The 25,826-nt window shown below is 73.6% G+C and carries 23 protein-coding genes; 14 read left to right on the top strand and 9 right to left on the bottom strand.

The window, feature by feature from the left end; translation table 11 throughout:
* Position 1: 1 nt before the first annotated feature.
* Complete coding sequence (locus TNCT1_RS23815; RefSeq protein WP_143635513.1) at positions 2-751, bottom strand: GntR family transcriptional regulator; 750 nt, start codon at positions 749-751, stop codon at positions 2-4.
* A 44-nt stretch (positions 752-795) separates the two neighbouring features.
* Positions 796-2,133 (bottom strand): homogentisate 1,2-dioxygenase, encoded by a 1,338-nt coding sequence (hmgA, locus tag TNCT1_RS23810; RefSeq protein WP_143635510.1) that lies wholly within the window; start codon positions 2,131-2,133, stop codon positions 796-798.
* Positions 2,134-2,345: 212 nt separating this feature from the next.
* Between hmgA and TNCT1_RS23805 the strand changes: the two genes are divergently transcribed.
* The 9 genes from TNCT1_RS23805 (at position 2,346) to TNCT1_RS23765 (ending at position 13,881) form a co-directional block, all read left to right on the top strand.
* Positions 2,346-2,963 (top strand): TetR/AcrR family transcriptional regulator, encoded by a 618-nt coding sequence (locus TNCT1_RS23805; RefSeq protein ID WP_143635508.1) that lies wholly within the window; start codon positions 2,346-2,348, stop codon positions 2,961-2,963.
* A 137-nt stretch (positions 2,964-3,100) separates the two neighbouring features.
* A complete protein-coding gene (locus TNCT1_RS23800) occupies positions 3,101-5,353 on the top strand; it encodes a molybdopterin oxidoreductase family protein (RefSeq protein ID WP_143635506.1) in 2,253 nt (750 codons plus the stop codon).
* A gap of 133 nt (positions 5,354-5,486) precedes the next feature.
* Complete coding sequence (locus tag TNCT1_RS23795; protein ID WP_143635503.1) at positions 5,487-6,875, top strand: CitMHS family transporter; 1,389 nt, start codon at positions 5,487-5,489, stop codon at positions 6,873-6,875.
* Positions 6,876-6,942: 67 nt separating this feature from the next.
* Positions 6,943-8,187: an MFS transporter gene (locus TNCT1_RS23790; protein WP_143635501.1), complete on the top strand. Its 1,245-nt coding sequence runs from the start codon at positions 6,943-6,945 to the stop codon at positions 8,185-8,187.
* A gap of 99 nt (positions 8,188-8,286) precedes the next feature.
* Entirely contained in the window at positions 8,287-8,988 is a 702-nt protein-coding gene (locus TNCT1_RS23785) for a hypothetical protein (protein ID WP_143635499.1), read from the top strand.
* Positions 8,975-9,634 (top strand): class F sortase, encoded by a 660-nt coding sequence (locus TNCT1_RS23780; protein ID WP_143635497.1) that lies wholly within the window; start codon positions 8,975-8,977, stop codon positions 9,632-9,634. Before TNCT1_RS23785 ends, TNCT1_RS23780 begins: the two co-directional genes overlap by 14 nt.
* A gap of 282 nt (positions 9,635-9,916) precedes the next feature.
* Positions 9,917-11,257, top strand: a complete 1,341-nt coding sequence (locus TNCT1_RS23775; protein WP_143635494.1) for an ABC transporter ATP-binding protein — start codon at positions 9,917-9,919, stop codon at positions 11,255-11,257.
* A 137-nt stretch (positions 11,258-11,394) separates the two neighbouring features.
* Positions 11,395-12,783 (top strand): aldehyde dehydrogenase family protein, encoded by a 1,389-nt coding sequence (locus TNCT1_RS23770; RefSeq protein WP_143635491.1) that lies wholly within the window; start codon positions 11,395-11,397, stop codon positions 12,781-12,783.
* Between the two features lie 15 nt (positions 12,784-12,798).
* Positions 12,799-13,881, top strand: coding sequence for a Zn-dependent alcohol dehydrogenase (locus tag TNCT1_RS23765; RefSeq protein ID WP_143635488.1), 1,083 nt, complete (start codon positions 12,799-12,801; stop codon positions 13,879-13,881).
* Positions 13,882-13,900: 19 nt separating this feature from the next.
* Here TNCT1_RS23765 and TNCT1_RS23760 read toward each other — a convergent pair whose 3' ends face one another.
* The 3 genes from TNCT1_RS23760 to TNCT1_RS23750 all read right to left on the bottom strand — a co-directional run bounded on the left by TNCT1_RS23760 (position 13,901) and on the right by TNCT1_RS23750 (position 16,410).
* Positions 13,901-14,836: a DMT family transporter gene (locus tag TNCT1_RS23760; protein ID WP_143635486.1), complete on the bottom strand. Its 936-nt coding sequence runs from the start codon at positions 14,834-14,836 to the stop codon at positions 13,901-13,903.
* A gap of 166 nt (positions 14,837-15,002) precedes the next feature.
* Positions 15,003-15,713 carry a helix-turn-helix transcriptional regulator gene (locus TNCT1_RS23755; protein WP_143635484.1) on the bottom strand — a complete coding sequence of 237 codons (711 nt, stop codon included), beginning with the start codon at positions 15,711-15,713 and terminating at the stop codon, positions 15,003-15,005.
* A 55-nt stretch (positions 15,714-15,768) separates the two neighbouring features.
* Positions 15,769-16,410 (bottom strand): TetR/AcrR family transcriptional regulator, encoded by a 642-nt coding sequence (locus tag TNCT1_RS23750; protein ID WP_143635482.1) that lies wholly within the window; start codon positions 16,408-16,410, stop codon positions 15,769-15,771.
* A 91-nt stretch (positions 16,411-16,501) separates the two neighbouring features.
* On the opposite strand from TNCT1_RS23750, the gene TNCT1_RS23745 reads away from it, so the two are divergent.
* The 3 genes from TNCT1_RS23745 (at position 16,502) to TNCT1_RS23735 (ending at position 18,769) form a co-directional block, all read left to right on the top strand.
* Positions 16,502-17,653 (top strand): acyl-CoA dehydrogenase family protein, encoded by a 1,152-nt coding sequence (locus tag TNCT1_RS23745; RefSeq protein WP_143635692.1) that lies wholly within the window; start codon positions 16,502-16,504, stop codon positions 17,651-17,653.
* An 82-nt stretch (positions 17,654-17,735) separates the two neighbouring features.
* Complete coding sequence (locus TNCT1_RS23740) at positions 17,736-18,023, top strand: YiaA/YiaB family inner membrane protein (RefSeq protein WP_143635479.1); 288 nt, start codon at positions 17,736-17,738, stop codon at positions 18,021-18,023.
* A 101-nt stretch (positions 18,024-18,124) separates the two neighbouring features.
* On the top strand, positions 18,125-18,769 hold the full coding sequence (locus TNCT1_RS23735; protein WP_143635476.1) for a TetR/AcrR family transcriptional regulator: 645 nt from the start codon (positions 18,125-18,127) through the stop codon (positions 18,767-18,769).
* 67 nt (positions 18,770-18,836) lie between these two features.
* On the opposite strand, the gene TNCT1_RS23730 is transcribed toward TNCT1_RS23735, so the two are convergent.
* Positions 18,837-19,298 (bottom strand): MaoC family dehydratase, encoded by a 462-nt coding sequence (locus TNCT1_RS23730; protein WP_143635474.1) that lies wholly within the window; start codon positions 19,296-19,298, stop codon positions 18,837-18,839.
* A gap of 104 nt (positions 19,299-19,402) precedes the next feature.
* Between TNCT1_RS23730 and soxR the strand changes: the two genes are divergently transcribed.
* On the top strand, positions 19,403-19,861 hold the full coding sequence (gene soxR / locus TNCT1_RS23725; RefSeq protein WP_143635472.1) for a redox-sensitive transcriptional activator SoxR: 459 nt from the start codon (positions 19,403-19,405) through the stop codon (positions 19,859-19,861).
* 63 nt (positions 19,862-19,924) lie between these two features.
* Here the strand turns inward: soxR and TNCT1_RS23720 are convergent, their stop codons facing one another.
* Complete coding sequence (locus TNCT1_RS23720) at positions 19,925-20,653, bottom strand: 3-keto-5-aminohexanoate cleavage protein (RefSeq protein WP_174266422.1); 729 nt, start codon at positions 20,651-20,653, stop codon at positions 19,925-19,927.
* A gap of 107 nt (positions 20,654-20,760) precedes the next feature.
* Positions 20,761-21,363, bottom strand: a complete 603-nt coding sequence (locus tag TNCT1_RS23715; RefSeq protein ID WP_143635470.1) for a hypothetical protein — start codon at positions 21,361-21,363, stop codon at positions 20,761-20,763.
* A 255-nt stretch (positions 21,364-21,618) separates the two neighbouring features.
* On the opposite strand from TNCT1_RS23715, the gene TNCT1_RS23710 reads away from it, so the two are divergent.
* Positions 21,619-24,408, top strand: a complete 2,790-nt coding sequence (locus tag TNCT1_RS23710; RefSeq protein WP_143635468.1) for a penicillin acylase family protein — start codon at positions 21,619-21,621, stop codon at positions 24,406-24,408.
* A 79-nt stretch (positions 24,409-24,487) separates the two neighbouring features.
* On the opposite strand, the gene TNCT1_RS23705 is transcribed toward TNCT1_RS23710, so the two are convergent.
* The gene (locus TNCT1_RS23705; protein WP_174266421.1) at positions 24,488-25,783 is read right to left on the bottom strand and encodes a serine-threonine protein kinase; all 1,296 of its coding nucleotides are present in this window, start codon (positions 25,781-25,783) and stop codon (positions 24,488-24,490) included.
* Positions 25,784-25,826: the final 43 nt, after the last annotated feature.

Below are 25,826 nucleotides of genomic sequence, written 5' to 3'. Positions count from 1 at the left end.
GTCAGGTGGCGTCCAGGGTCACCGTGAAGGAGAAGCGGTCGCCCCGGTAGTGGATGACCACCACGTCCAGCGCCCGGCCCGCGGTGTCGTAGGTCACGCCGGTGTAGTGCAGGATCGGGCTGAGCAGCGGCACCCGCAGCAGCCGCGCGGTCTCCGGGTCGGCGAGCCGGGCCTCCACGGTGTCCGTGATGCGGCTGATGTCCGCGCCCGCGACGTCCCGCAGCACCTTGGTCATCGGCCAGCGCACCAGGTCCCGCACGTCGATGCGGGCGGCGAGTTCGGGCCGGACGTGGTTGCGCGCGTGGTTGGTCGGCTCGCCGGTCTTCTCGTCGCTGCGCAGCCGGTGGTACGTCGCCACCTCCGCCAGGTCCGGGAAGTGCTCGGCGAGTTCGCCGGTCACCGGGGTGCTGCCCTGCTCCAGCAGCTCGGTGGTCATGCCGGACTGCTGGGCGACGATCGCGTCCACCGAGCCCAGCAGCCGCACCGGGGCGCCGCGCCGCGCATCGGGTTCGATGAACGTGCCGCGCCGCCGGTGGCGGCTGATCAGCCCCTCGTCCTCCAGTTCCTTCAGCGCCTGGCGCATGGTGAGCACGCTCACCCCGTAGTGCTCCGCGAGCCGCTCCTCGGTGGGCAGGCGCAGCGGGTCCCGCGGTGAGCGGCCCAGTATCGAGGCGCGCAGCGACTGCGAGACCTGGTACCACAGCGGCAGCTTGCGGTTCAGGACGATCGAATCCGGGGCGAAGGAGGTCACGGGCTATCCGTACCTGTTCGGGATCGTTCGGTGCAACGGAGCCGTCACAGCGCGCGGAAGTGACGTTCGAGGCCCTGCCAGACGTCGTCGTAGCGCTGCTGGAGATGGCCGGCGCCGGCCGCCTGCGGGGCGAGCGTCAGCGGCCAGCGGGTCTCGAACATGAACGCCAGCCCGTCGTCGACCCGCTGCGGCCTCAGCTCGGCCGCGCTCGCCCGGTCGAAGGTCTCCCGGTCCGGGCCGTGCGCCGACATCATGTTGTGCAGCGAGCCGCCGCCCGGCACGAACCCCTCGGCCTTGGCGTCGTAGGCGCCCTCGATGAGGCCCATGTACTCGCTCATCACGTTCCGGTGGAAGTACGGCGGCCGGAAGGTGTCCTCGCCCACCAGCCAGCGCGGAGCGAACACCACGAAGTCGACGCCGGCCAGGCCCGGGGTGTCCGACGGGGAGGTCAGCACCGTGAAGATGGACGGGTCCGGGTGGTCGTAGGAGATGGTCCCGATCACATTGAAACGGCGCAGGTCGTAGACGTACGGCACATGGTTGCCGTGCCAGGCGACCACGTCGAGCGGGGAGTGGTCGTACGTGGCGGTCCAGAGGTTGCCGCAGAACTTGTTGACCACCTCCACCGGCCCCTCCACCTCCTCGTACGCGGCGACCGGGGCCCGGAAGTCCCGGGCGTTGGCGAGTCCGTTGGCGCCGATGGGCCCGAGGTCGGGGAGCTGGAAGGGCGCTCCGTAGTTCTCGCACACATAGCCGCGGGCGGACGGGCTCGGCCCGCCGTCCGGTGCGGTGTCGAGCAGCTCCACGCGGAAGCGCACCCCGCGCGGGATCAGCGCCACATGTGCGGGCTCCACATGGAGCCGGCCGAACTCGGTGTGCAGCAGCAGTCCGCCCCGCTCCGGCACGATGAGCAGCTCACCGTCGGCGTCGGAGAACACCCGCTCCATCGAGGCGTTGGCGTGGTACAGGTGCACGGCCATGCCGGTCCGCTGGGTCGCGTCGCCGTTGCCGCCCAGCGTCCACAGGCCCGCCAGGAAGTCGGTGCCGGCCGGCGGCTCGGGCAGCGGGTTCCAGCGCAGCCGGTTGGGGTCGGGCACGGTCTCGGTGAACGGCGCGGTGCGGATCGCGCCGTTGCCGGTGCGGGTGAACGCGGGGTGCGCGGCCGAGGGGCGGACGCGGTACAGCCACGAGCGCCGGTTGTGCGCCCGCGGCTCGGTGAACGCCGTCCCGCTGAGCTGCTCGGCGTACAGGCCGAGCGGCGCGCGCTGCGGCGAGTTGCGGCCCTCGGGCAGGGCGCCCGGCACCGCCTCCGAGGCGTGCTCGTTGCCGAACCCGGTCAGGTACGACAGTCCCTCGGCGGTCTTCCGCGCGTCCCCGCTCATCGATCGCTCCCTTGCGCTCCTGATTCCTATGCATCACCGTAGGAATGAGTGGGGCGCGGGCGCAAGGGGGCGCCGGACGCCGGGTGTCGGGCGTCCTTACCCCGCCCGCCCTCCGAGCGGGCGCCGTCCCGGCCCGTGCGGTCGATGAGTGCAGCAGCCACCTTTTTCCGTACCGGGGGGCGAGGTTCACCCGACCCCGCCGGAGAGGCATCATGAAGTCCGTGCCCCACGCGACATCGCTTCGCCGCGCGCCCGTCCAGAGGCGCAGCGCGGAACGGCTGACCAGGATCCTCGACGCCTGCGCCGACCTCCTCGACGAGGTCGGCTACGAGGCCCTGAGCACCCGCGCGGTGGCCGCGCGCGCCGAGGTGCCCATCGGCTCGGTCTACCGGTTCTTCGGCAACAAGCGGCAGATGGCCGACGCCCTCGCCCAGCGGAACCTGGAGCGGTACACCGAACGCGTCGCGGAGCGGATGAAGGGCGAGCGGCGGGGGGACTGGCGGGCCGCCGTGGACGCCGTGCTGGACGAGTACCTGGCCATGAAGCGCACCGCGCCCGGCTTCTCCCTCGTGGACTTCGGCAACCAGATACCGGTCGGCGCCCGGCAGGCGGAGCCCAACACCCGGGTCGCCGACCGGCTCACCGACCTGCTCGCCGGCCATCTCGGCCGCACCCCCGGCGAGGAGCTGCGCCGCGTCTTCCTGGTCGCCGTGGAGAGCGCCGACACCCTGGTCCAACTGGCCTTCCGGGTCGCCCCCGAGGGGGACCCGGCGATCATCCACGAGACCCGTGAGCTGCTGCGGGCGTACCTGGGGCGCGTCCTCGACTGAGCCGGCCGCCGGCCGACGCCGCCACAGGGCTCCCCTCCATGCCTACCGGTCGGTATGCTCACCGTCCGAGCCTGCCCGGGCCCGCCCGGGCCCACCGGGGCGGGCTCGGCAACGCCGCCGATCCTCCGGGAGGACCCGTGCCCCGCACCGCCCTGCGAATCTGCCCCCTGTGCGAGGCCACCTGCGGGCTGACCCTCACCGTCGAGGGCACCCGGGTCACCGGCGCCCGCGGCGACCGCGAGGACGTCTTCAGCAAGGGCTTCATCTGCCCCAAGGGCGCCGCCTTCGGGGCCGTCGACTCCGACCCCGACCGGCTGCGCGTTCCGCTGGTCCGTGAGGACGGCGCGCTGCGCGAGGCCACCTGGGAGGAGGCCTTCGACGCGGTCGCGGCGGGGCTGCGCCCGGTCGTCGAGCGGTACGGGCCGCACGCCCTCGGAGTGGTCCTCGGCAACCCCAACGTGCACACCGTGGCCGGCGCGCTCTACCCGCCGGTCCTGCTTGCGGCCCTGCGCACCCGCAGCCTGTTCACCGCCTCCACGGTCGACCAGATGCCCAAGCACGTCTCCAGCGGCCTGCTCTTCGGCGACGCGCACGCCATCCCCGTCCCGGACCTCGACCGCACCCACCACCTGCTGCTGATCGGCGCCAACCCCCTGGAGTCCAACGGGAGTCTGTGCACCGCCCCCGACTTCCCCGGCCGGCTCAAGGCCCTCCGGGCCCGCGGCGGCCGGCTCACCGTGGTGGACCCCCGCCGCACCCGCACCGCGAAACTCGCCGACCGGCACCTCGCGATCCGCCCCGGCACCGACGCCCTGCTGCTCGCCGCCCTGGCCACCGTGCTGTTCGAGGAGGACCTGACCGACCTCGGCGCGCTCGCCCCGCACGTCCAGGGCGTCGGGGAACTCCGCGACGCCCTGCGGGACTTCACCCCTGAGGCGGTGGCCGAGGCCTGCGACCTGGACGCGGACCTCATCCGCACCCTCGCCCGCGAACTGGCCGCCGCCCCCACCGCCGCCGTCTACGCCCGCATCGGAAGCTGCACCGTCCCGCACGGCACCCTGGCGAGCTGGCTGGTCGACGTCCTCAACGTCCTCACCGGCAACCTGGACCGGCCCGGCGGCGCCCTCTTCCCGCAGGCCGCCACCGGCCGCACCCCCCGCCCGGCCGGCCCCGGGCACGGCTTCGCCCTCGGCCGCTGGCACTCCCGGGTCCGGCGTCTGCCCGAGGCCAAGGGCGAGTTGCCGCTCTCCGCGCTCGCCGAGGAGATCGACACCGCCACCGACGAGGGCGAACCGGTCCGCGCGCTCGTCGTGATCGCGGCCAACCCGGTGCTGTCCGCGCCCGACGGCGACCGCCTCGACAAGGCCCTGCGCTCACTGGACTTCATGGTCAGCGTCGACCCCTACCTCAACGAGACCTCCCGCCACGCCGACGTCGTGCTGCCCCCGCCGCCGCCCTCGCAGAGCCCGCACCACGACTTCGCCTTCAACGGCTTCGCCGTCCGCAACCAGGTCCGCTACAGCCGCCCCGCCGTACCCCTCGAACCCGGCCGCATGGCCGAGACCGAGATCCACGCCCGGCTGGTGCTGGCCGCGACGGGCATGCACGGCGCCGACCCGGCCGCCGTGGACGCGACGGTCGTCGAGCAGACCCTCGGCAAGGCCGTGCAGGACGTCCACTCCCCGGTGCACGGCCGCGATCCGCGGGAACTCGCCGCACAGCTCACCGGGGACGACGGCCCGGAGCGACGGCTCGACCTGATGCTGCGCCTCGGCCCCTACGGCGACGGCTTCGGCGCCCGGCCCGACGGGCTCACCCTGCGCGCACTGCTCGGCCACCCGCACGGCATCGACCTCGGCCCGCTGCGCCCACGCCTGCCGCAGCCGCTGAAGACCGTGAGCGGCCGGATCGAGCTGCTGCCCGCGCCGATCGCCGGCGACCTGCCGCGGCTGCGCCGGGCGCTGCGCGAACGCCCCGCCGCACTGGTCCTCGTCGGCCGCCGCCACCTGCGCTCCAACAACAGCTGGATGCACAACGTGCCCGCCCTCACCGGCGGCAGCAACCGCTGCACCCTCCAGCTCAACCCGCGGGACGCCGCGCGCCTCGGCATAGGGGACGGCGAACCGGTGCGGGTGACGGGCGCCGGGGGAGCGGTCACCGCGCCCGCCGAGGTCACCGACGCGGTCCGGCCGGGCGTGGTGAGCCTGCCGCACGGCTGGGGCCACGACCGCGCCGGCACCCGGCTGAACCACGCCGGCGCCGACCCCGGCGTCAACGTCAACCAGCTTCTCGACGGCAGCCTGCTCGACCCGCTGTCCGGCAACGCGGTCCTCAACGGCGTGCCCGTCGAGGTGGCGGCCGTGCCGGAAAAGCTCACCGCGCGGACCTGAGCAAAGCTGTGACCTGGACTTTCGCGCTTATTGCTCGCGTGTCGACCACTTGTTAACGCCGTTTGACGGGACCTAACGTCGTCGCACCGCCGGCCCCAGGTGGGATGTTCAAGGGCGAACGTTAGGTATCCACATGCTGACCATCCTCGGCTTCGCCATGATCGCGACCTTCCTGGTCCTGATCATGCTGAAGAAGATGTCGCCGATCGCGGCGCTCGTGCTCATACCGGCACTCTTCTGTGTGTTCGTGGGCAAGGGCGCCCACCTCGGCGACTACGTCATCGACGGCGTCACCGGCCTCGCCCCCACGGCGGCGATGCTCATGTTCGCGATCGTCTACTTCGGCGTGATGATCGACGTCGGCCTCTTCGACCCGGTCGTCCGCGGCATCCTCAGGTTCTGCAAGGCCGACCCGCTGCGGATCGTCGTCGGCACGGCCGTCCTGGCCGCGATCGTCTCCCTCGACGGCGACGGCTCCACCACCTTCATGATCACCGTCTCGGCGATGTACCCGCTCTACAAGCGGCTGAAGATGAGCATGGTCGTGATGACCGGCGTGGCGGCCATGGCCAACGGCGTGATGAACACGCTCCCGTGGGGCGGGCCGACCGCGCGTGCCGCGACGGCGCTGAAGCTGGACGCGAGTGACATCTTCGTCCCGATGATCCCGGCCCTGGCCGTGGGCCTGCTGTTCGTCCTCGTCCTCGCGTACGTCCTCGGGCGGCGCGAGCGCAAGCGGCTCGGCGTGCTCACTCTGGACGAGGCCCTGGTGGAGGCCCCCGAGACGGAGACCGTGCTGGTCGGCGCGGGTTCCGGCAGGACCCCGGCGCCCACCGCCGGCGCCGGCGATGGCCTGCCCGGGGAGCCCGGTGAGGAGGGCTTCCAGGGCCTCGACCCCGAACGCGCGACCCTGCGGCCGAAGCTGTACTGGTTCAACGCGCTGCTCACCGTGGCCCTGCTCACCGCCATGATCATGGAGTGGCTGCCGATCCCGGTGCTGTTCCTGCTCGGCGCCGCCCTCGCGCTGACCGTCAACTTCCCGCACATGCCGGACCAGAAGGCCCGCATCGCCGCGCACGCCGAGAACGTCCTCAACGTCTCCGGCATGGTCTTCGCCGCCGCCGTCTTCACCGGGGTGCTCCAGGGCACCGGCATGGTGGACCACATGGCGGAGTGGCTGGTGCGCAACATCCCCGACGGGATGGGCCCGCACATGGCCCTCGTCACCGGCGTGCTGAGCATCCCGCTCACGTACTTCATGTCCAACGACGGCTTCTACTTCGGCATCCTGCCGGTGCTCGCCGAGGCGGGCCAGGCGCACGGCGTCCCCGCCGTGGAGATCGCCCGCGCCTCGATCGCCGGCCAGCCGCTGCACATGTCCAGCCCGCTGGTCCCGGCCGTGTACGTCCTCGTCGGCATGGCCAAGGTCGAGTTCGGCGACCACACCAGGTTCGTCGTGAAGTGGGCCGCCCTCACCTCCCTGGTGGTGCTCGGCGCGGCCGCCGTGTTCGGCATCCTCTGACCCGCCCGGAAGCCCCTGAAGCCCCTGAAGTCCCGGAAGCCCCTGGAGTCCCGGAAGGAACGCGCTCATGACGCCCGGTGGGAACCGCGGCTGGCTGCTCCGCCTGGTCATCGCCTTCGGCCTCGCGCAGGGGGCGGTGTCGATGGCCCGGCCCGCCGTCTCCTACCGGGCCCTCGCGCTCGGCGCCGACGAGCGGGCGGTCGGTGTCATCGCGGGCGTGTACGCCCTGCTCCCGCTGTTCGCGGCGGTACCGCTCGGCCGCCGCACCGACCACGGCCGCTGCGCTCCGCTGCTCCCGGCCGGCGTGGTCCTCATCTCCGGCGGCTGCCTCCTCAGCGGACTGGCCGGCTCCCTGTGGGCGACCGCCCTGTGGAGCGGGGTGATGGGGCTCGGGCACCTGAGCTTCGTGATCGGCGCCCAGTCGCTGGTGGCGCGGCAGTCCGCGCCGCACGAACAGGACCGCAACTTCGGGCACTTCACCATCGGCGCCTCCCTCGGCCAGCTCGTCGGGCCGGTCGCCGCCGGCGCCCTCATCGGCGGTCCCGACATGGCCGGCAGCAGCGCGCTGGCCCTCGTCGTGGCGGGCGCGGGCGGGGCGCTCGCGCTCACGTCGCTGTGGCGCGTCGAGGACCGGGACGCCGTGGGATCCGGCGTCCCGGGCGGCGAACGGGTGCCGGTGGGCGGGATCCTGCGGGCCCGGGGCGTGCCCGCCGGAATGCTGATCAGCCTCTCCGTGCTCTCCGCCACCGACATCCTCACCGCCTATCTCCCGGTGGTCGGCGAGCACCGGGGCATCGCCCCCGCGGTGATCGGCGTCCTGCTCAGCCTGCGCGCCGGGGCCACCATCGCCTGCCGGCTCGTGCTCACCCCGCTGCTGCGGCTGCTGGGCCGTCCCGCGCTGCTCACGGTGACCTGTTTCCTGGCGGCCGTGCTGTGCGCGGGGGTGCCGGTGCCGGTGCCGGTGTGGGCGCTCGGCGTGATGCTCACCGTCCTCGGCTTCTGCCTCGGCGTCGGGCAGCCGCTGTCCATGACGACGGTCGTGCAGGCCGCCCCGGCCGGCGCCCGCTCCACCGCGCTCGCCCTGCGGCTGACCGGCAACCGGCTCGGCCAGGTCGCCGCACCGGCCGCGGCCGGACTGGTCGCGGGGGTGGCCGGAGTGGCCGCGCCGTTCGTGATGCTGGGGGCGTTGCTGCTGCTGTCCTCGGCGGTGGCGGTGCGGTCGCCCGAGGGCGGAAAGCCGTACCGGGCAGCCGATTCGGCACCCGGGAAAGGCCGGAAGGGAGCGGCGTTGCGCCGCACGAGCGATATCTGACGGCGCGTCCGGCGTTGGTGCGGCCGGCCGTGGAGCGCATGCGTGAGAGTCCAACGAAGAGCGATTTGTATGAAAATCGTCTAACTCGGAGGAGCTTGCATGCCCACCCTGACACTTCCACGGACCTTCTCCCGCGCGAGTGCCACCGTTCTCCTCACCGCCCTCGCCGTGGCGGGCGCGTCGTGGGTGGAGGCCCCCAACGCGGCGGCTCAGGGAGAGAACGGCGACATCAGGATCCACAACGCGCGTTCCACCAACCCGCCCTCGTTCATCGGTTCGGCGAAGGACGACCCGGTGGTCTGCAAGTTCTTCCTCGAGGCGGTCAACTTCGACTCGCTGCCGGCAGTCACGTACACCATCACGCCCCAGCCACCGCTGCCCACCGCCGCCACCGTGACCGGGAGCATCCAGCTCGCCGGCGGCGCCGGCCACACCGACCCGCTGGGGCTCGCGGACGGGCAGTACAAGATCAGCTGGACCGTGGGGACGCCACCGGCCCTGAAGGAGAAGGTGTTCCGCGTCAACTGCCACGACGGCAGGACGGAGGGCCAGCACGGCCCGGGGGGCCAGATCGAGGACCACCAGCAGAACAACGACCAGCGGGGCGACTCGGCCTGGGGTCCGGGCGGCGACCGCAACGACGGTCCCCCCAGGGGCGGTGTGCACGCGGGCGGCGGCGGGCTCGTCGACACCTCGGGCGCGTTCTCGCCGGTGGCGGCCGCCGCGGCCGTCGGACTGGTCGCGGTCAGCGGCGCGCTGTACATCCGGCTGATCCGCCGGCGGCCCCATGGTGCCGCGTAGGCGCCGACGCAGGCCGTGGTACCGGACCCGGGCCTACCGCCTCGCCAGGACGGCTCTGCTCGCGACCGTCCTGGTGACGGTGGGAGTCCGCTGCGGCGGCCCGGACGGACCGGACCTGGCGGGCGGCCGCACCGGCGACGCACGGCAGGGGGACGGCGCCGGCCGGACGCCCCCGCCCCGCCCGCTGTCCACCCGGTCCCGGCCGACGGACTTCCGCATCCCGTCCCTCGGGATCGACGCCCCCGTCATCGGTCTGGCGCTGGAGGGCGACCGGCAGTTGTCGACCCCGCCGCTCGACCGGCCCAACGAGGTTGGCTGGTACCAGGGCGGTCCCACACCGGGGGAGACCGGCACCGCGATCGCCGTCGGCCACCGCGACACCCGGACCGGCGCCGCCGTCTTCGCGGCCCTGGCCCACGTCGAGCCCGGCAAGCCGATCGAGGTCGGGCGGGCGGACGGCCGCACCGCCGTCTACAGCGTGGACCGGGTGAAGGTGTACGACAAGGCGGGCTTCCCCGACGAGGAGGTCTACGGCTCCTCCGGGCGCCCGGAGCTGCGCGTGCTCACCTGCGGCGGACTGTACAGCCGGCGCACCGGCTACACGAGCAACGTGGTGGTCTTCGCCCACCTCACCGCCACCGGCTGACCGGCCCGGACCAGGCCTCCCGCGCCCGCGCCGGGAGGCCCGCGGACCCGAACCGCGCCTTCCGTTTCCGCCCCCGCCCGGGGCGCGGCTTCCGGACCCCGTCGCCACTCTTCCCCCCGCCCGGCACATTCCGTTAACTTCCGTGACTCAAGGGGCCTGTCGTCCCCTCCCCGCCGGCCGCGCCACGGGGCGCGACGGCATGCCCCTGGGCCCCGTACGTCCGCACGGGGCCCCGGACCCAAGGAGCAGCGGCGCTCCGCACAGCCCCCGGGGGCAGCACCCATGACACGCGCCATCTCTCTGCACGACGTGAGCAAGTCCTACGCCCGGGGCCCCCGTGTGGTCGACCGGGTCTCGCTGGACATCGCACCCGGCGAGTTCCTGGTCCTGCTCGGGCCCTCCGGCTGCGGCAAGTCCACCGTGCTGCGCATGATCGCCGGGCTCGAGGAGATCGACGACGGCCGGCTGCTGCTCGACGGCGAGTACGCCAACGACTGGCTGCCCGCCGAGCGGGACATCGCGATGGTCTTCCAGAACTTCGCGCTCTACCCGAGCATGACCAGCCGCGACAACATCGGCTTCCCGCTGCGCATCGAGGCCCCCGCCGCCGACCCCGGCCCGCGGGTGGACGCCACCGCCCGCATGCTCGGCATCGAGGACCTGCTCGACCGCTTCCCCGGCCAGCTCTCCGGCGGTGAACGTCAGCGGGTCGCCATGGGCCGGGCCATCGCCCGCCACCCCTCGGCGTTCCTGATGGACGAGCCGCTGTCCAACCTCGACGCCAAGCTCCGCAACCATCTGCGGGCCGAGATATCCCAGCTCACCCGCGAGCTGGGCGTCACCACGGTGTACGTCACGCACGACCAGTCCGAGGCGATGTCCCTCGGCGACCGGGTCGCCGTGCTGCGCGGCGGGGTGCTCCAGCAGGTGGGCAGCCCGCGCGAGGTCTACGCCCTGCCCCGCAACGTCTTCGTCGCCGCGTTCATCGGCACCCCGCGCATCAACCTGCTGCGCGGTCTGGTCCGCGCCCCGCTGGACGGCGCCATGACCGTCAGCCTCGGCAAGCAGTACCTGCGCCTGCCCGAACCCCTGTCGCTGGACCACCAGTTGCTCCGCGTCCAGCAGGGCCGCGAGGTCATCGTCGGGCTGCGCTCGGAGGCGGTGCGGATCGCCAAGCACAGCGCCGCCCGGCCCGGCGAGGTGCCGCTGACCGGGCTGGTGGAGCACATGGAGTTCCAGGGGCACGAGACCCTCGTGCACTTCAACACCGGCTCGCGCCCCGCCGTGGTGCCCGAACTGGAGGCTCCGCGCCCGGCCGCCCGGCCGGTGCGCCGGCGCCGCCGGGAGGGGCCGGGCGTGCTGGACCGGCTGCGGGAGCGGGCCGGGTCGCTGCGGGCCGGCCCGGTGGTGGTCCTGGAGCACCCGCACGAACCCCTGCCCGAGCCCGCGCCGCCGGAGGGCCGGCTCCCCGGCGACCTGGTGGTCCGCACCACCCCGGACATCCGGCTGCGCCACGGCATGCAGGTGCCCCTGCTGGTCGACCTCGCCCACCTCTTCGTCTTCGACCAGCACGGCGACCGCATCTGCCCGTCCCCGGCCCACCTGCCCGATCTGGAGCAGTGAGCGGCCGCCGTCCCGGCGAGGATGTCCTGGTACGTCCGGGTGCACGGCGGCGCCGGCGCCCGGACATCTCTGGCGCGAGAAAACTATCGCCGCTAGTTTGAGTGCCGGACGACGGAGACCCGCCGGGAGGAAGCAGCATGAAGGCACACGACGGCCTGTACATCGGCGGCGCCTGGCGCCCCGCCGCCGGCCGCGACGAGATCGAGGTCGTGAACCCGGCCGACGAGCAGGTCATCGGCCGGGTCCCGGCCGGTGACGCCATGGACGTCGACACCGCCGTACGCGCCGCCCGCGCGGCCCTCGCGACCTGGGCCGCCACACCCCCGGCCGAACGCGCGGCACGCCTGGGCGCCCTCCGCGACGTGCTGGCGGCCCGCAAGGACGAGATCGCCGGGACGGTCACCGCCGAGCTGGGCTCACCGCTGCCGTTCTCGCAGGCCGTGCACGCGAGCGTGCCGATCGCGGTCGCCGGCTCCTACGCCGAGCTGGCCGCCGCCCACTCCTTCGAGGAGAAGGTCGGCAACTCCACCGTGCTGCACGAGCCGGTCGGCGTGGTCGGCGGGATCACCCCCTGGAACTATCCGCTGCACCAGATCGTCGCCAAGGTCGCCCCCGCCCTCGCGGCCGGCTGCACCGTCGTCCTCAAGCCCGCCGAGGACACCCCGCTCACCGCACAGCTCTTCGCCGAGGCCGTCCACGAGGCGGGCGTCCCGGCCGGTGTGTTCAACCTCGTCACCGGACTCGGCCCGGTCGCCGGGCAGGCCCTCGCCGAGCACCCGGACGTCGACCTGGTCTCCTTCACCGGCTCCACGGCCGTCGGCCGGCGGATCGGCGCGGCGGCCGGCGCCGCCGTCAAGAAGGTGGCGCTGGAACTGGGCGGCAAGTCCGCCAACGTCATCCTGCCGAGCGCCGACCTCGCCAGGGCGGTCAACGTGGGGGTCGCCAACGTGATGTCCAACTCCGGCCAGACGTGCAGCGCCTGGACCCGGATGCTGGTCCACCGCGACCGTTACGACGAGGCCGTGGAACTCGCCGCGGCCGCCGCCGCCAAGTACGGCGACCGCATCGGCCCGGTCGTCAACGCCAGGCAGCAGGCCCGCGTGCTCGGCTACATCGAGAAGGGCGTCGCCGAGGGCGCCCGCCTGGTCGCGGGCGGCCCCGAAGCCCCGCGCGAGCAGGGGTACTTCGTCAGCCCGACCGTCCTCGCCGACGTCACCCCCGAGATGACCGTCGCCCAGGAGGAGATCTTCGGCCCGGTCCTGTCCGTCCTGCGCTACGAGGACGAGGAGGACGCCCTGCGCATCGCCAACGGCACGGTGTACGGGCTCGCGGGCGCCGTCTGGGCCGGGGAGGAGTCCGAGGCGGTGGCCTTCGCCCGCCGGATGGACACCGGCCAGGTCGACATCAACGGCGGCCGGTTCAACCCGCTCGCGCCGTTCGGCGGCTACAAGCAGTCCGGGGTCGGCCGGGAACTCGGCAGCCACGGACTGGCCGAGTACCTCCAGACCAAGTCCCTCCAGTTCTAAGGGAGTCAGCGAGACATGGCCGTACGAGCCGCCGTCCTGCCCGCCATCGGCGCACCCCTGGAGATCACCGGCATCGAGCTGCCCGACCCGGGCCCCGGACAGGTCCGCGTCCGCCTCGCCGCCGCCGGGGTCTGCCACTCCGACCTGTCCCTGTCCAACGGCACCATGCGGGTGCCGGTCCCGGCCGTCCTCGGCCACGAGGGCGCCGGCACCGTGGTGGCCGTGGGGGAGGGCGTCACCCATGTCGCGCCCGGCGCCCCCGTCGTCCTCAACTGGGCGCCCTCCTGCGGCACCTGCCACGCGTGTGCGCTCGGCGAGGTCTGGTTGTGCGCCGACGCCCTGGCCGGCGCCGCCGGGGTGCACGCGCGCACGAGCGACGGCACCGAGCTCCACCCCGGCCTGAACGTCGCCGCGTTCGCCGAGGAGACGGTGGTCGCCGCGTCCTGCGTGCTGCCCCTCCCCGACGGGGTGCCGCTCACCGACGCCGCCCTGCTCGGCTGCGCCGTGCTCACCGGCTACGGCGCGGTCCACCACTCGGCACGCGTCCGGCGGGGCGAGTCGGTCGCGGTGTTCGGCGCGGGCGGCGTGGGCCTCGCCACGCTCCAGGCGGCCCGGATCGCGGGCGCCTCCAGGATCATCGCCGTCGACGTCTCACCGGAGAAGGAGGAACTGGCCCGCGCGGCCGGCGCCACCGACTACGTCCTCGCCTCCGACGCCACCGCGCGCGAGATCCGCGGCCTCACCGGCAGGCAGGGCGTCGACGTCGCCGTGGAGTGCGTGGGCCGCGCGGTCAGCATCCGCGCCGCCTGGGACTCGACCCGCCGGGGCGGCCGGACGACCGTCGTCGGCATCGGCGGCAAGGACCAGGAGGTCACCTTCAACGCCCTGGAGATCTTCCACTGGGGCCGCACCCTGTCCGGCTGCGTCTACGGCGACAGCGACCCGGCCCGCGACGTACCCGTCCTCGCCGAGCACGTGCGGGAGGGCCGCCTCGACCTCTCGGTGCTGGTCACCGAGCGGATCGCGCTGGAGGGCATCCCGGCGGCCTTCGAGAACATGCTCGCGGGCAAGGGCGGCCGCGCGCTGGTGGTGTTCTGAGGGTCCGGCGCCCGACGGTTCAGCCGACCTTCTCGGGTCGCGGCTCCCCTGCCGCGACCCGGCGCGAGCGGCCGGCCGCCCGGGACCGCGACACCGCGACACCCGCCAGGCACAGCGCGCCGCCCACCAGGGTGAGCGCCCCCGGCACCTCGCCGAGCGCCAGCCACGACATCAGCACGACCAGCGCCGGCACGGCGTACGTGGTGGCGCCCATCCGGCTGGCGGTCGTGCGGGCGAGGGCGTAGGCCCAGGTCGTGAAGGCCAGCGCGGTCGGGAAGACGCCCAGGTAGACCATGTTCAGGGTCGCCGACACCGGCGCGTGGGCGGCCTCGGTCACCAGTCGCCCGGCGAACGGCAGGCAGACCACCGCGCCGACGAGACACCCGAACGTCGTCACCTGCAGGGCGCTCGCCCGCCCGAGCGCGGGCTTCTGCGACACGACCCCGGCCGCGTAGGCCACCGCCGCGAGCAGACACGCCACCACCCCGAGGAGCGAGGCCCCGCCGCCCCCGGACGACATCGAGAGCCCCACGGTCACGGCGCCGGCGAAGGACACCGCCATGCCCGCCAGCAGCCTCGGCGGCATCGGGTCGCCGAGCAGCCGGGCCCCGAGCAGGGCGATCAGCAGCGGGCCGACGTTCACGACGAGAGCGGCGGTGCCCGCGTCCACCCGCTGCTCGCCCCAGTTGAGGGCGACCATGTAGAACCCGAACCAGAGCACCCCGGAGAGGGCTATGCCGCGCCAGGCGGATCTCGGCGGCAGCCCCTCCCGCCGTACGACGCACAGGACGCCCAGCGTGAGCGCTCCGGCCAGCAGCCGCCCGAGCGCCAGCGCCCCCGGCGAGTAGGCGTCGCCGGCGCTGCGGATCGCCACGAAGGCCGAGGCCCAGAGCACGACGGTGAGGCCGGCCGCGGCGGCGGGCAGCAGGGGGTGACGCGGGGCGTTGCTCATCATGCTCCTGAGGCTAGGGGGGACGGTGCGGCGGCGGCTCGCGGAAAAGCGACGGCGCCCTGACTGCGGGGGACATGGGAACACGCGAGGGGCGCGGGGAACGGCGCGACCGGTCACGGCGGGCCGGCGCCCGGCGACCGGCGCGGCGGCCCGCCCCCCTCGACCGCGCTCAGCACAGCGTCTCCCGCTCCACGCCCAGCAGCTCGAACAGCGCCCGCTCGCCCGACGGAGTCACCCGCACCGCGCGCTCGGACCCGATCCGCACGCACCAGCCGGCGTCCAGCGCGTGCCGGCACAGCGCGGCGCCGGCGGAACCCGCGAGATGGGGCCGCCGCTCGGTCCAGTCGAGGCACGCCCGGGCCAGTGGCCGCCGGGCCGCCCGGTCCAGGGTGATCCCCGCCGTGCCGAACCAGCGCAGTCCCGCGTCCGTCAGCGCGAAACCGGTGTCCTGGCGCAGCAGACCCCGCCCGGTCAGCGCGTCCGTGATCGCGATGCCCAGCCGCCCCGCGAGATGGTCGTAGCAGGTACGGCCCCGGGCCATCGCGGAGCCCGCGCTGGACTCCCGCAGCGTGCGCGGGCGCGCGGCCGGCGCGGGCGCCACCTGGGCGGCGAGGTCCTCGACGAGCTGCGCCGCCCGCGCGTCCGCCAGCCGCACGTAGCGGTGCCGTCCCTGCCGCTCCTGGACGAGCAGCCCGCCGGCGACCAGCTTGCCCAGGTGCTCGCTGAGCGTGGACGGGGCCACCCCGGCGTGCCGGGCCAGTTCCCCGGCGGTCCAGGCCCGTCCGTCCAGCAGCGCCAGCAGACACGCCGCCCTCGTCTCGTCGGCGACCAGCGAGGCGAACGCGGCGAGCCCGGCGGCCCGGGAGTCCTTGGTGGTCATGCACCCAGCATGCGGCACCGGTACTTCGGCGCGGGCCGAAGTGTCCCCGGCGCCCTCACACGCTCTGCCGCGCCTGCTCGTACTGCCGCGCCAGCCCGTCCAGCAGTGCCGTCAGCCCCGTCTCGAAGGCCCGCTCGTCGATCTTCTCCTGCTGCTCGGCGAGCAGGTGGGCCTGCCCGAGGTGCGGGTAGTCGGCGGGGTCGTAGGCGCTCGCGTCGTCGACGAAGCCGCCCGCGAAGGAGCCGAGCGCGGAGCCCATGATGAAGTACCGCATCAGCGCGCCGATGGACGTGGCCTGCGCCGGCGGCCAGCCCGCGTCGACCATCGCGCCGTACACGGCGTCGGCCAGCCGCAGGGAGGCCGGGCGGCGGCCGGGCCCGCGGGCGAGCACCGGGACGATGTTGGGGTGGTCGCGCAGTGCGCTCCGGTAGGAGACGGCCCAGTCGTGCAGCGCGGTCCGCCAGTCCCGGCCGTCCTCGAACATCGACAGGTCGACCTGCCCGCTCACCGAGTCCGCGACCGCCTCCAGGATCTCGTCCTTGGTGCGGAAGTGGTTGTAGAGCGAGGGCCCGCTGACCCCCAGCTCGGCGGCCAGCCGCCGGGTGGAGACGGCCGCGAGGCCCTCCGCGTCCACGAGTTCCCGGGCCGTCTCGACGATCCGGTCGGTGCTGAGCAGGGGCTTGCGCGGTCGGGCCATGGCGCACATAGTAGGGCTGCGACCAGAAACTAGCAGTGCTAATTTAAATGTACGTCTTTCAAGATCTGTATCCGTGTGGGGTGATCGCGTGGTGAACCTGGAGCTGAGCGAGGAGCAGGCCGCCGTACGGCAGCTCGCCCGGGACTTCGTGGAGCGCGAGATCGCCCCGCACGTGGTCGCCTGGGACCGGGCCGAGGAGGTCGACCGGGGGATCGTGAAGAAGCTCGGCGAGGTCGGCTTCCTCGGGCTGACCGTCGACGAGCAGTACGGCGGCTCCGGCGGCGACCACCTCGCGTACTGCCTGGTCACCGAGGAACTGGGCCGCGGCGACTCCTCGGTGCGCGGGATCGTGTCGGTGTCCCTGGGGCTGGTCGCCAAGTCGGTCGCCGCCTGGGGCAGCGAGGAGCAGAAGCGGCGCTGGCTGCCGGGGCTGACCTCCGGCGAGTACGTCGGCTGCTTCGGCCTCACCGAGCCCGGCACCGGCTCCGACGCGGGCAACCTCTCCACCCGCGCCGTGCGCGACGGCGGGGACTTCGTCCTCGACGGCACCAAGATGTTCATCACCAACGGCACCTGGGCCGATGTGGTGCTCCTGTTCGCCCGGTCCACCGACGCCCCCGGCCACAAGGGCGTCTCCGCCTTCCTGGTGCCGACGGACACCCCCGGCCTGACCCGGCGCACCGTCCACGGCAAGCTCGGCCTGCGCGGCCAGGCCACCGCCGAGCTGGTCCTGGACGGCGTGCGGGTGCCCGCCTCCGCGCTGGTCGGCGAGGAGGGCAAGGGCTTCTCCGTCGCCATGTCCGCGCTGGCCAAGGGGCGGATGTCGGTCGCCGCCGGATGCGTCGGCATAGCCCAGGCAGCGCTGGACGCGGCCGTGCGCTACGCCGGCGAGCGCGAGCAGTTCGGCAAGCCCATCGCCCGGCACCAGCTCGTCCAGGAGCTGATCAGCGACATCGCCGTCGACGTGGACGCCGCCCGGCTGCTGACCTGGCGGGTCGCCGACCTGATCGACCGCGGCCGGCCGTTCGCGGTGGAGTCCTCCAAGGCCAAGCTGTTCGCCTCCGAGGCCGCCGTCCGGGCCGCCAACAACGCCCTCCAGGTCTTCGGCGGCTACGGCTACATCGACGAGTACCCGGCCGGCAAACTGCTACGCGACGCCCGGGTGATGACCCTCTACGAGGGCACCAGCCAGATCCAGAAGCTGCTCATCGGGCGGGCGCTCACCGGGGTCTCCGCCTTCTGAGGCCCGTCGGGGGCCGGCTGAGTACGTGTTCTGAGTATCCCGGCGGATGTAGCGCCGGCCACGTCCGCCGATGCTCGTCGTCATGAGTGACACACCGGTCAAGCAGCAGAACACGGCCGCCTTCTACGGGCAGGCCGTCGCCTCCTTCGCGGTCGCCATGGCGGCCACCGCCATCGGCATCTTCCGGCTGGACGCCGACGCCTGGGTGCGTTCCTTCCTGGCCATCGCCGTCCTCTACCTCGTCACGTCCGCCTTCACCCTCGCCAAGGTGATCCGCGACCGGCAGGAGGCCGGGCAGATCGTCAGCCGCGTCGACCAGGCCCGGCTGGAGAAGCTGCTCGCCGAGCACGACCCCTTCGAGAAGATCTGACCGCCCGGGTGCGGCGGCCGCGCGCCGGAAGGCTGGGCTAAGCGGCCGCTCACCTTCGGCGGTATGGTGGTGCTCCTGTCACCGAGAGGGGCGAACGAGCGATGAGTACGGCGCAGGAGACGGCCGGCGGCGAGGTCGAGCCGTGGGAAGAGGTCACCCCTGACGCGGCACGGCGGCTGCTGGTCGCCGCCGTGGAGGCCTTCGCCGAGCGCGGGTACCACGCGACGACGACCCGCGACATCGCGAGCCGCGCCGGCATGAGCCCGGCCGCGCTCTACATCCACTACAAGACCAAGGAAGAGCTGCTCCACCGGATCAGCCGGATCGGCCACGACAAGGCCCTGGACATCCTGCGCACGGCGGCCCGGCGCGAGGGCAGCGCGACCGAGCGGCTCGCCGACGCCGTCAGCTCCTTCGTGCGCTGGCACGCCGGGCGGCGCACCACCGCGCGGGTCGTGCAGTACGAGCTGGACGCGCTCGGCCCCGCCGCCCGCGCCGAGATCGTCGCGCTGCGCCGCCAGGTAGACGCCGAGGTGCGCGGGATCATCGACGAGGGTGTCGCCTCGGGCGAGTTCCGGGTGCCGGACGTGCAGGGCACCACCCTCGCGGTGCTGTCGCTCTGCATCGACGTGGCCCGCTGGTTCAACGTGGCCGGGCCGCGCACGCCCGAGGAGGTCGGCGCGCTCTACGCCGACCTCGTGCTGCGCATGGTGGGCGCCGAGCCGGACGCGCCGGCCCGGCGATAGGGCCGGCGGGCCCGGAGGCCCGGGCCCGGAGGCCCGGGCCCGGAGGCGCGTGCTCAGAGGCCCGGGCTCAGAGGTAGTAGCGGGACACCGACTCCGCGACGCACACGGGCTTCTGCCCGCCCTCCCGCTCCACCGTGAAGGCGAGCGTCACCTGGATGCCGTCCTTGACGTCCTCGACGCCGCTGATGACGGCGGTGGCGCGCAGCCGGGAGCCGACCGGGACGGGGGAGGGGAAGCGGACCTTGTTCGTCCCGTAGTTGACGCCCATCCGCACGCCCTCGACGCGCAGCAGCTGCGGGCCGAAGAGCGGCAGCAGGGAGAGCGTGAGGTAGCCGTGCGCGATGGTCGTCCCGAACGGCCCCGCGGCGGCCTTCTCCGGGTCCACGTGGATCCACTGGTGGTCCCCGGTCGCCTCCGCGAACAGGTCGATCCGCTTCTGGTCGATCTCCAGCCAGTCCGTGTGCCCGAGCTGCTCGCCCACTGCGGCCTTCAGCTCGTCGGGGGAGGTGAAGGTCCTCGGTTCTGCCATGTTCCCGGCCTCTCGCTCGCATTCCTAAGCAACTGCTTAGCATGGTCGGGTGCGGGGAGGATGTCAACGGAGGGCGGTGCGGCCGGGTCGGTAGTCTCTGCCGGGTGCCCCAGATCCCCGAGAAGGTCCACGAGCTGACCGTCGGCCAGTTGTCCGCGCGCAGCGGCGCCGCCGTCTCCGCCCTGCACTTCTACGAGTCCAAGGGCCTGATCACCAGCCGACGCACCGCGGGCAACCAGCGCCGTTACACCCGTGACACCCTGCGCCGGGTCGCCTTCGTGCGCGCCGCCCAGCGGGTCGGCATCCCGCTGGCCACGATCCGCGAGGCGCTGGCCCGGCTCCCCGAGGAGCGGACCCCGACCCGCGAGGACTGGGCCCGTCTGTCCCAGGCGTGGCGCTCCGAACTCGACGAACGCATCCGGCGGTTGAACCGGCTCAGGGACCACCTCACGGACTGCATCGGCTGCGGCTGCCTCTCCCTGGAGAACTGCGTGCTGTCCAACCCGGACGACATCTCCGGCAACCGCCTGACCGGCTCCCGTCTCCTGCCCGAACGGTCATAGGGCCGGTCCGGGCGCGCGCCGCGGGCACGGCCCCGCCCGCGGGAGTCCGGGACCGCCCCCGCGCTACGGCGAACGCCGGACCGACCCGTACTGGACCAGTCCCTCCGCCACCAACCGGGCGTTGGAGGCGGCGGGTTCGCCGTCGGGCAGGAACAGGGTGTCCTCCAGGCCGATGCGGGTGGCCAGGCCCAGCCGGCCGGCCAGCCGCAGCACCGGCCAGGCGCCGCCCTCCTCACCGTGCAGCAGGACCGGGCGGCCGTGCGCGGGACCGAGACGCGCCAGCAGGGCGTGCGCGGTCGCCTCCGCGGTCCCGGGGTCGGGATCCGTCACCTCCGCCAGCACCCGCAGCACCCTGGGGCCGAGCGGCGAGGCCGCGAACCGCCCGGCGGCGTCCGTGCCGGACCAGATGCCCGCCTCGACCCCCACGCCCATGGCGAGCAGTTGCGCGGCGACCTCCTCGGCGCCCGGCTCATGCCAGTTGACCGAGGCGAAGTCGGGCAGCACCGACCAGGCCCGCACGCGGCCGAGCCGGGCGGCCGGTTCGGGTTCGGCCCAGGCGCCGGTGGTCACGCCGACCGGCACCGCCACCCGCGCCCGTATCGCCTCGAGCGCCGCCGCGAGCACCCGGGGGGACAGGCTGTCGTGCCCGCACGGCGTCTTCGGGTGGACGTGGACCTCGGTGGCGCCCGCCGCGACGGCCTCGGCCGCGGACCGCGCCAACTCCGCCGGGGACAGCGGCACTCCGACGCCGTCGGCGGCCGAGCGGGTTCCGTTGAGACACACCTGCACCATGGGTCGATGGTGCCAGAGGCCACCGGCACGGCTTCCGGGCGCGTCAGGGGCGCGGCATCCCCCGGCGCACCCCCCGCGCATCCCCCTCGGTCGGGCCGGCCCGCGGATCAGGCCGACATCAGCAGGCGTTCGCTCCTGGAGTACGCCAGCGCCTGCGGTGTGAGCACGGGCCGGGGCACGAGGATGCCGCAGTCCGCGCAGACCGGGCCGGACGACGGCTCGTGGTCGAGGCCGTACCTCCAGACCAGCCGCTCCCCGTCGCAGACCGGGCAGCACGCGCCCGGTTCGCGGTTCAGCGCGGCGATGATCCGGCGCAGCACCTCCGCCAGCGGCTCGCCGGGATGGATCCGCGGGTCGTCGCACCAGGCGACCCCGAACCCGCCCCAGGTCATCCGGTGCCAGTCGTCCACCGTCCCCGGCCGGCGCAGCCCGTCGTGCTTCTCCTTCTTGCGGCGCTCGGCGAACTCGGCCTCGTAGCCGAGCCAGACCGCCCGCGCCTCCTCCAGCTCCTCCAGCGCGGCCACGAGCCGCGCCGGATCGGGGGACCGGTCCTCCGGGCCGAAACCGGCCCGGGAGCAGAGATGGTCCCAGGTCGCCCGGTGCCCATAAGGAGCGAACCGCTCCAGGCACTTGCGCAGCGAGTAGCGCCGCAGCGCCAGATCACACCGCGGGTCCCGCACCTGTCTCGCCAGACTTCGGAATCCGGCCATCGCCATGCACCTCCGTCACACCTGCGTCCGCTCTTGCGTCAGTTCTCCGTCGTCGTACGGGTTCCGCGCGACGTCGCCGAATAGACGTGTCGACACGAGATTCGGCTCCATCCGTTTTCCGATGCCCTCCCATAAGGCGCCCGGCGGTCGGCCCGGGCGCCGCTGTGACGACTTCGGAAAGTTGACGCATGTTCATCTTCATTCCCGGGGATACCGGCGGTAACGTCCGGCCCACCCCAGTCGGGAGGAGCTGCCATGCCACGGCGCGCCCCACGCAACGTGCTGTTCGACAAACTGAGAACTCCCCGCAGGCTCACCGGGTTCCTGAAGACGGCGTCGATATGCGTTCTCGTCGCCGCACTTCTCTCCCCGCTCACCCACGCCACCGCCGCACAAGCCGCCGTGACCTCGGACGACTACTGCGGCGGGCAGTGTTCGGACATCCTGCCGCCCGGCGAGAACGGCAACGCCACCCTCGCCCAGATCCTGCTCAACCAGGCCTTCGGCACCCAGCCCGCGCACGCCGAGGACCAGCTCGGCCCCTACGCCGGCCTGGCGACCGGATACCGGGGACTCACCGACGCGAAGATCAACACCTTCTTCAACGACGCGTCGTTCGGCGTGCCTTCCGACCAGGTCGCCTCCACCGAGAAACCGGCCGGGCGCGGCGACGTGACCATCGTCCGCGACAAGAAGACCGGTGTGCCGCACATCACGGGCACCACCCGCTACGGCACCGAGTTCGGCGCCGGGTACGCGGCCGCGGAGGACCGGCTGTGGCTGATGGACGTCTTCCGGCACGTGGGCCGCGGCCAGCTCACCGGCTTCGCGGGCGGCGCCGCCGCCAACCAGGGCCTGGAGCAGCAGTTCTACCGCAACGCGCCGTACACCGAGGCGGACCTGCAGGCGCAGATCGACAACGCCGTCGCGCGCAACGGCGACCGCGGGCAGCAGGCCCTCGCCGACGCGGACGCCTACCTCGCCGGCATCAACTCCTACATCGACGCCTCCGACAGCGGCCGTTACTTCCCCGGCGAGTACGTCCTGACCGGCCACAAGGACTCCATCACCAACGCCGGCACCATCGAGCACTTCAAGATCACCGACCTGGTGGCGCTCGCCTCGGTCGTCGGCTCCCTGTTCGGCTCCGGCGGGGGCGGCGAGGTGAACAACGCGCTCTCCCTGATCGCCGCCCAGTCCAAGTACGGCGTGGAGCAGGGCACCAGGGTCTGGGAGTCGTTCCGGATGCGCAACGACGCCGAGGCGGCCCTCACCGTCCACGACGGCACCAGCTTCCCGTACGCCGGCCGGCCCGCCGACCCCAAGGGCAGGGCACTGCCCGACGCCGGCACGGTGACCGAGGAGCCCCTGGTCTACGACCGCACCGGCAGCGCGGCCACCGCGAGCGCGAAGAGCGCCTCGGGCGCGGCGGCGAGGACCTCGCTGAGCTCCGCCCGGCGCGGGATGTCCAACGCCCTCGTGGTCAGCGGCAAGTACACCGCGAGCGGCCACCCCGTCGCCGTCTTCGGGCCGCAGACCGGCTACTTCGCCCCGCAGCTCCTGCTCCTCCAGGAGATCCAGGGCCCCGGCATCAGCGCCCGCGGCGCCTCCTTCGCGGGCCTGAGCATGTACGTCGAACTGGGCCGCGGCCAGGACTACTCCTGGAGCGCCACCACCTCCGGCCAGGACATCATCGACACCTACGCCGTCGAGCTGTGCCAGGACGACCACCACTACCTCTTCCACGGCACCTGCACCGCCATGGACCAGGTCGAGCGGAAGAACTCCTGGAAGCCCACCGTGGCCGACGGCACCGCCGCGGGCTCGTACACGATGCGAGTGTGGCGCACCAAGTACGGACCGGTGCAGTACCGCGCGACCGTCGGCGGCAAGAAGGTCGCCTACACCACCTTGCGCTCCTCCTACCTGCACGAGGCCGACTCCATCATCGGCTTCCAGATGCTCAACGACCCCGGCTACGTCAAGGGCCCGAAGGACTTCCAGAGCGCGGCCCAGCACATCAACTTCACCTTCAACTGGTTCTACGCCGACGCACAGCACACCGCGTACTACAACAGCGGCGACAACCCGGTCCGGGCGAGCGGCGTCGACGCCGAGTTCCCGGTGCTGGCCGAGTCCGCCTACGAGTGGCGCGGCTGGGACCCGGCCACCAACACGGCCGACTACACCCCGGCCTCCGCCCACCCGAACTCGGCCGACCAGGACTACTACGTCTCCTGGAACAACAAGCAGGCCAAGGACTACACGACCGCGTCCTGGGGCGACGGTTCCGTGCACCGCGGCGACCTGCTCGACGACCGGGTGGCGAAACTGGTCGCGGCCGGCGGGGTGACCCGCACCCAGCTCGTGCAGGCCATGGCGGACGCGGCCCTCACCGACCTGCGCGCCGAGGACGTCCTGCCGAAGCTGCTCAGGGTGATCAACTCGTCGCCGGTGACCGACTCCACCGCCGCCGCGGCGGTGAGCAGGCTCCAGGCGTGGGTGACCGCGGGCGCGAAGCGCACCGAGACCTCGGCCGGCTCCAGGAAGTACGCCGACGCGGACGCCGTCCGGATCCTGGACGCCTGGTGGCCGCTGCTGGTCAAGGCCGAGTTCGAACCCGGCCTGGGCGGCGACCTGTACACCGCGTTCACCGGCAACCTGCCCGTGGACGAGGCCCCGTCCGCCGGTCACGGCCCGACCGGATCGCACGCCGGCAGCTCCTTCCAGTACGGCTGGTGGAGCTATGTCGACAAGGACATCAGGGCGGTGCTCGGCGAGTCCGTGCGGGACGGCCTGGCGCAGAAGTACTGCGGCGCCGGTGGCCTCGGCGCCTGCCGGGACGTCCTGATCGGCACCCTGAAGGAGGCGGCCGGGAAGACCGCCGCCCAGGTCTACCCGGGCGACGACCAGTGCTCGGCGGGCGACCAGTGGTGCGCCGACTCCATCAGTCAGCGCCCCCTCGGCGGCGTCAAGCACGGCAGCATCAGCTGGCAGAACCGGCCGACCTACCAGCAGGTCGTGGAGTACACCTCGCACCGGTGACGGACCGGCGCCGGCGTGACCGGCGATCGCCGTACCGCGGTGGCTTCCGCCGCGGTACGGCCCCGGCGACGGTGGCGGGTCAGGCGATACGGCCCGCCGCCAGCACCAGCCGCGCCAGCTCCGGGTGCAGGATGTCGCTGTGCGCCCCGCTCGGCGCGCCGCCGCGCCGCACCACCGCGGCCACGTCGACGTTCACGCAGCCCGATCCGGGCAGCGGCCCGCGCAGGGCCGCCGCGAGGTCCAGGGCGGCGGTGCCCGGCACCGCCCGCACCCCGTCGTGGCCCATGGCCCCCCACCGGTCGCCCAGCAGCCGCCCGAGGGCGAGGCCGCCGACCGAGCGGTCGTCGTCGGCGCAGCGCGAGGCCAGCGGGTAGAACGTGGCGAGCGCCGTGTCGAAGCGGGAGTGGCAGCACACCAGCGGGCCGTCGATCCGCTGCTGCCGGTCCCGCAGCGCGCCCGCGCGGCCGGCGTCGTGCGGCAGCGCGGCCGCGAACGCGTAGTGCGAGAAGGCGCCCTGGAGCAGCGTCACGGACTTCACCGAGCGCACCCCGGCCGGCAGCCCGCGCAGCGCGAACGACACCAGCCGCCCGCCGAAGCTGTGCCCGACCAGGTGCACCCGCACGCCCGGCGCCGCCGCGGCCAGCCGCCCGACGGCCGGCCCGAGCCCGTGCTCCCCGACCGTCCCGGCCCGCCGCTTCATCGTGTAGTACGTCGCCTGCCGCAGCAGTTCCTTGGCGCCGTTCCACGGGTCCGGCAGCGCGAACCCCTCCGCCGTGCCGAGCCCCGCCAGCGCTCCGGCCAGCTCCGCGCAGGCCGCCACCGGGTCGCTCCGGAACACCGCCGGCCCGTCCTCCCCGGGGACATCGGCCACCCCGGGCCCGCCCGGCCCCGGCTCCACGAGCAGCCGCACCAGCCGCCCGAACTCCGCGAGCCCCTCGTCCCCGGGCGGCCGCTCGTCCAGCAGCCGGGCCAGCCGGCCGAGCACGGTGGCCCGGGCCGGGAAGGCGCCCAGCAGGGCCCGCCGGGTGTCCTTGTCGAGCGCCGGGCCGGGCGCCGCCTGCGCCTCCACGGCCGCGACCGACCGGGGCAGGTCCGGGATCGGCTCGTCACAGAACCGCATCGACGGCCAGACGACTCCGGCGTACCCGATCCGGGCCTTCGGGGCGAGGCCCGGGACCGGGGCGAAGAACGCGCGGTACAGCGCGGTCGCGGTCGAACGGTCGTTGTTCCAGCCGTGCGCGAAGACGATCAGGTCACGGACGCCGCGTTCCGTGACCTGCGCCAGCAGCCGGTCCCGTTCGGGGCCGTCCACGTCCCCGTCCGCGTCGAAGGTCAGCTCCCAGTAGGGAGACACGCTCATCCCCGGCTCCGCCATGACAGGCTCCCTCGTGCCCCGAAACGGTGCGATGCGGGCGTAT

Origin of the sequence: Streptomyces sp. 1-11 (genome assembly GCF_007176755.1) — a bacterium.
Lineage (GTDB): Bacteria > Actinomycetota > Actinomycetes > Streptomycetales > Streptomycetaceae > Streptomyces.
Note: the sequence above shows the minus strand (reverse complement) of the source record. Positions and strands in the feature narration are given on the sequence as shown.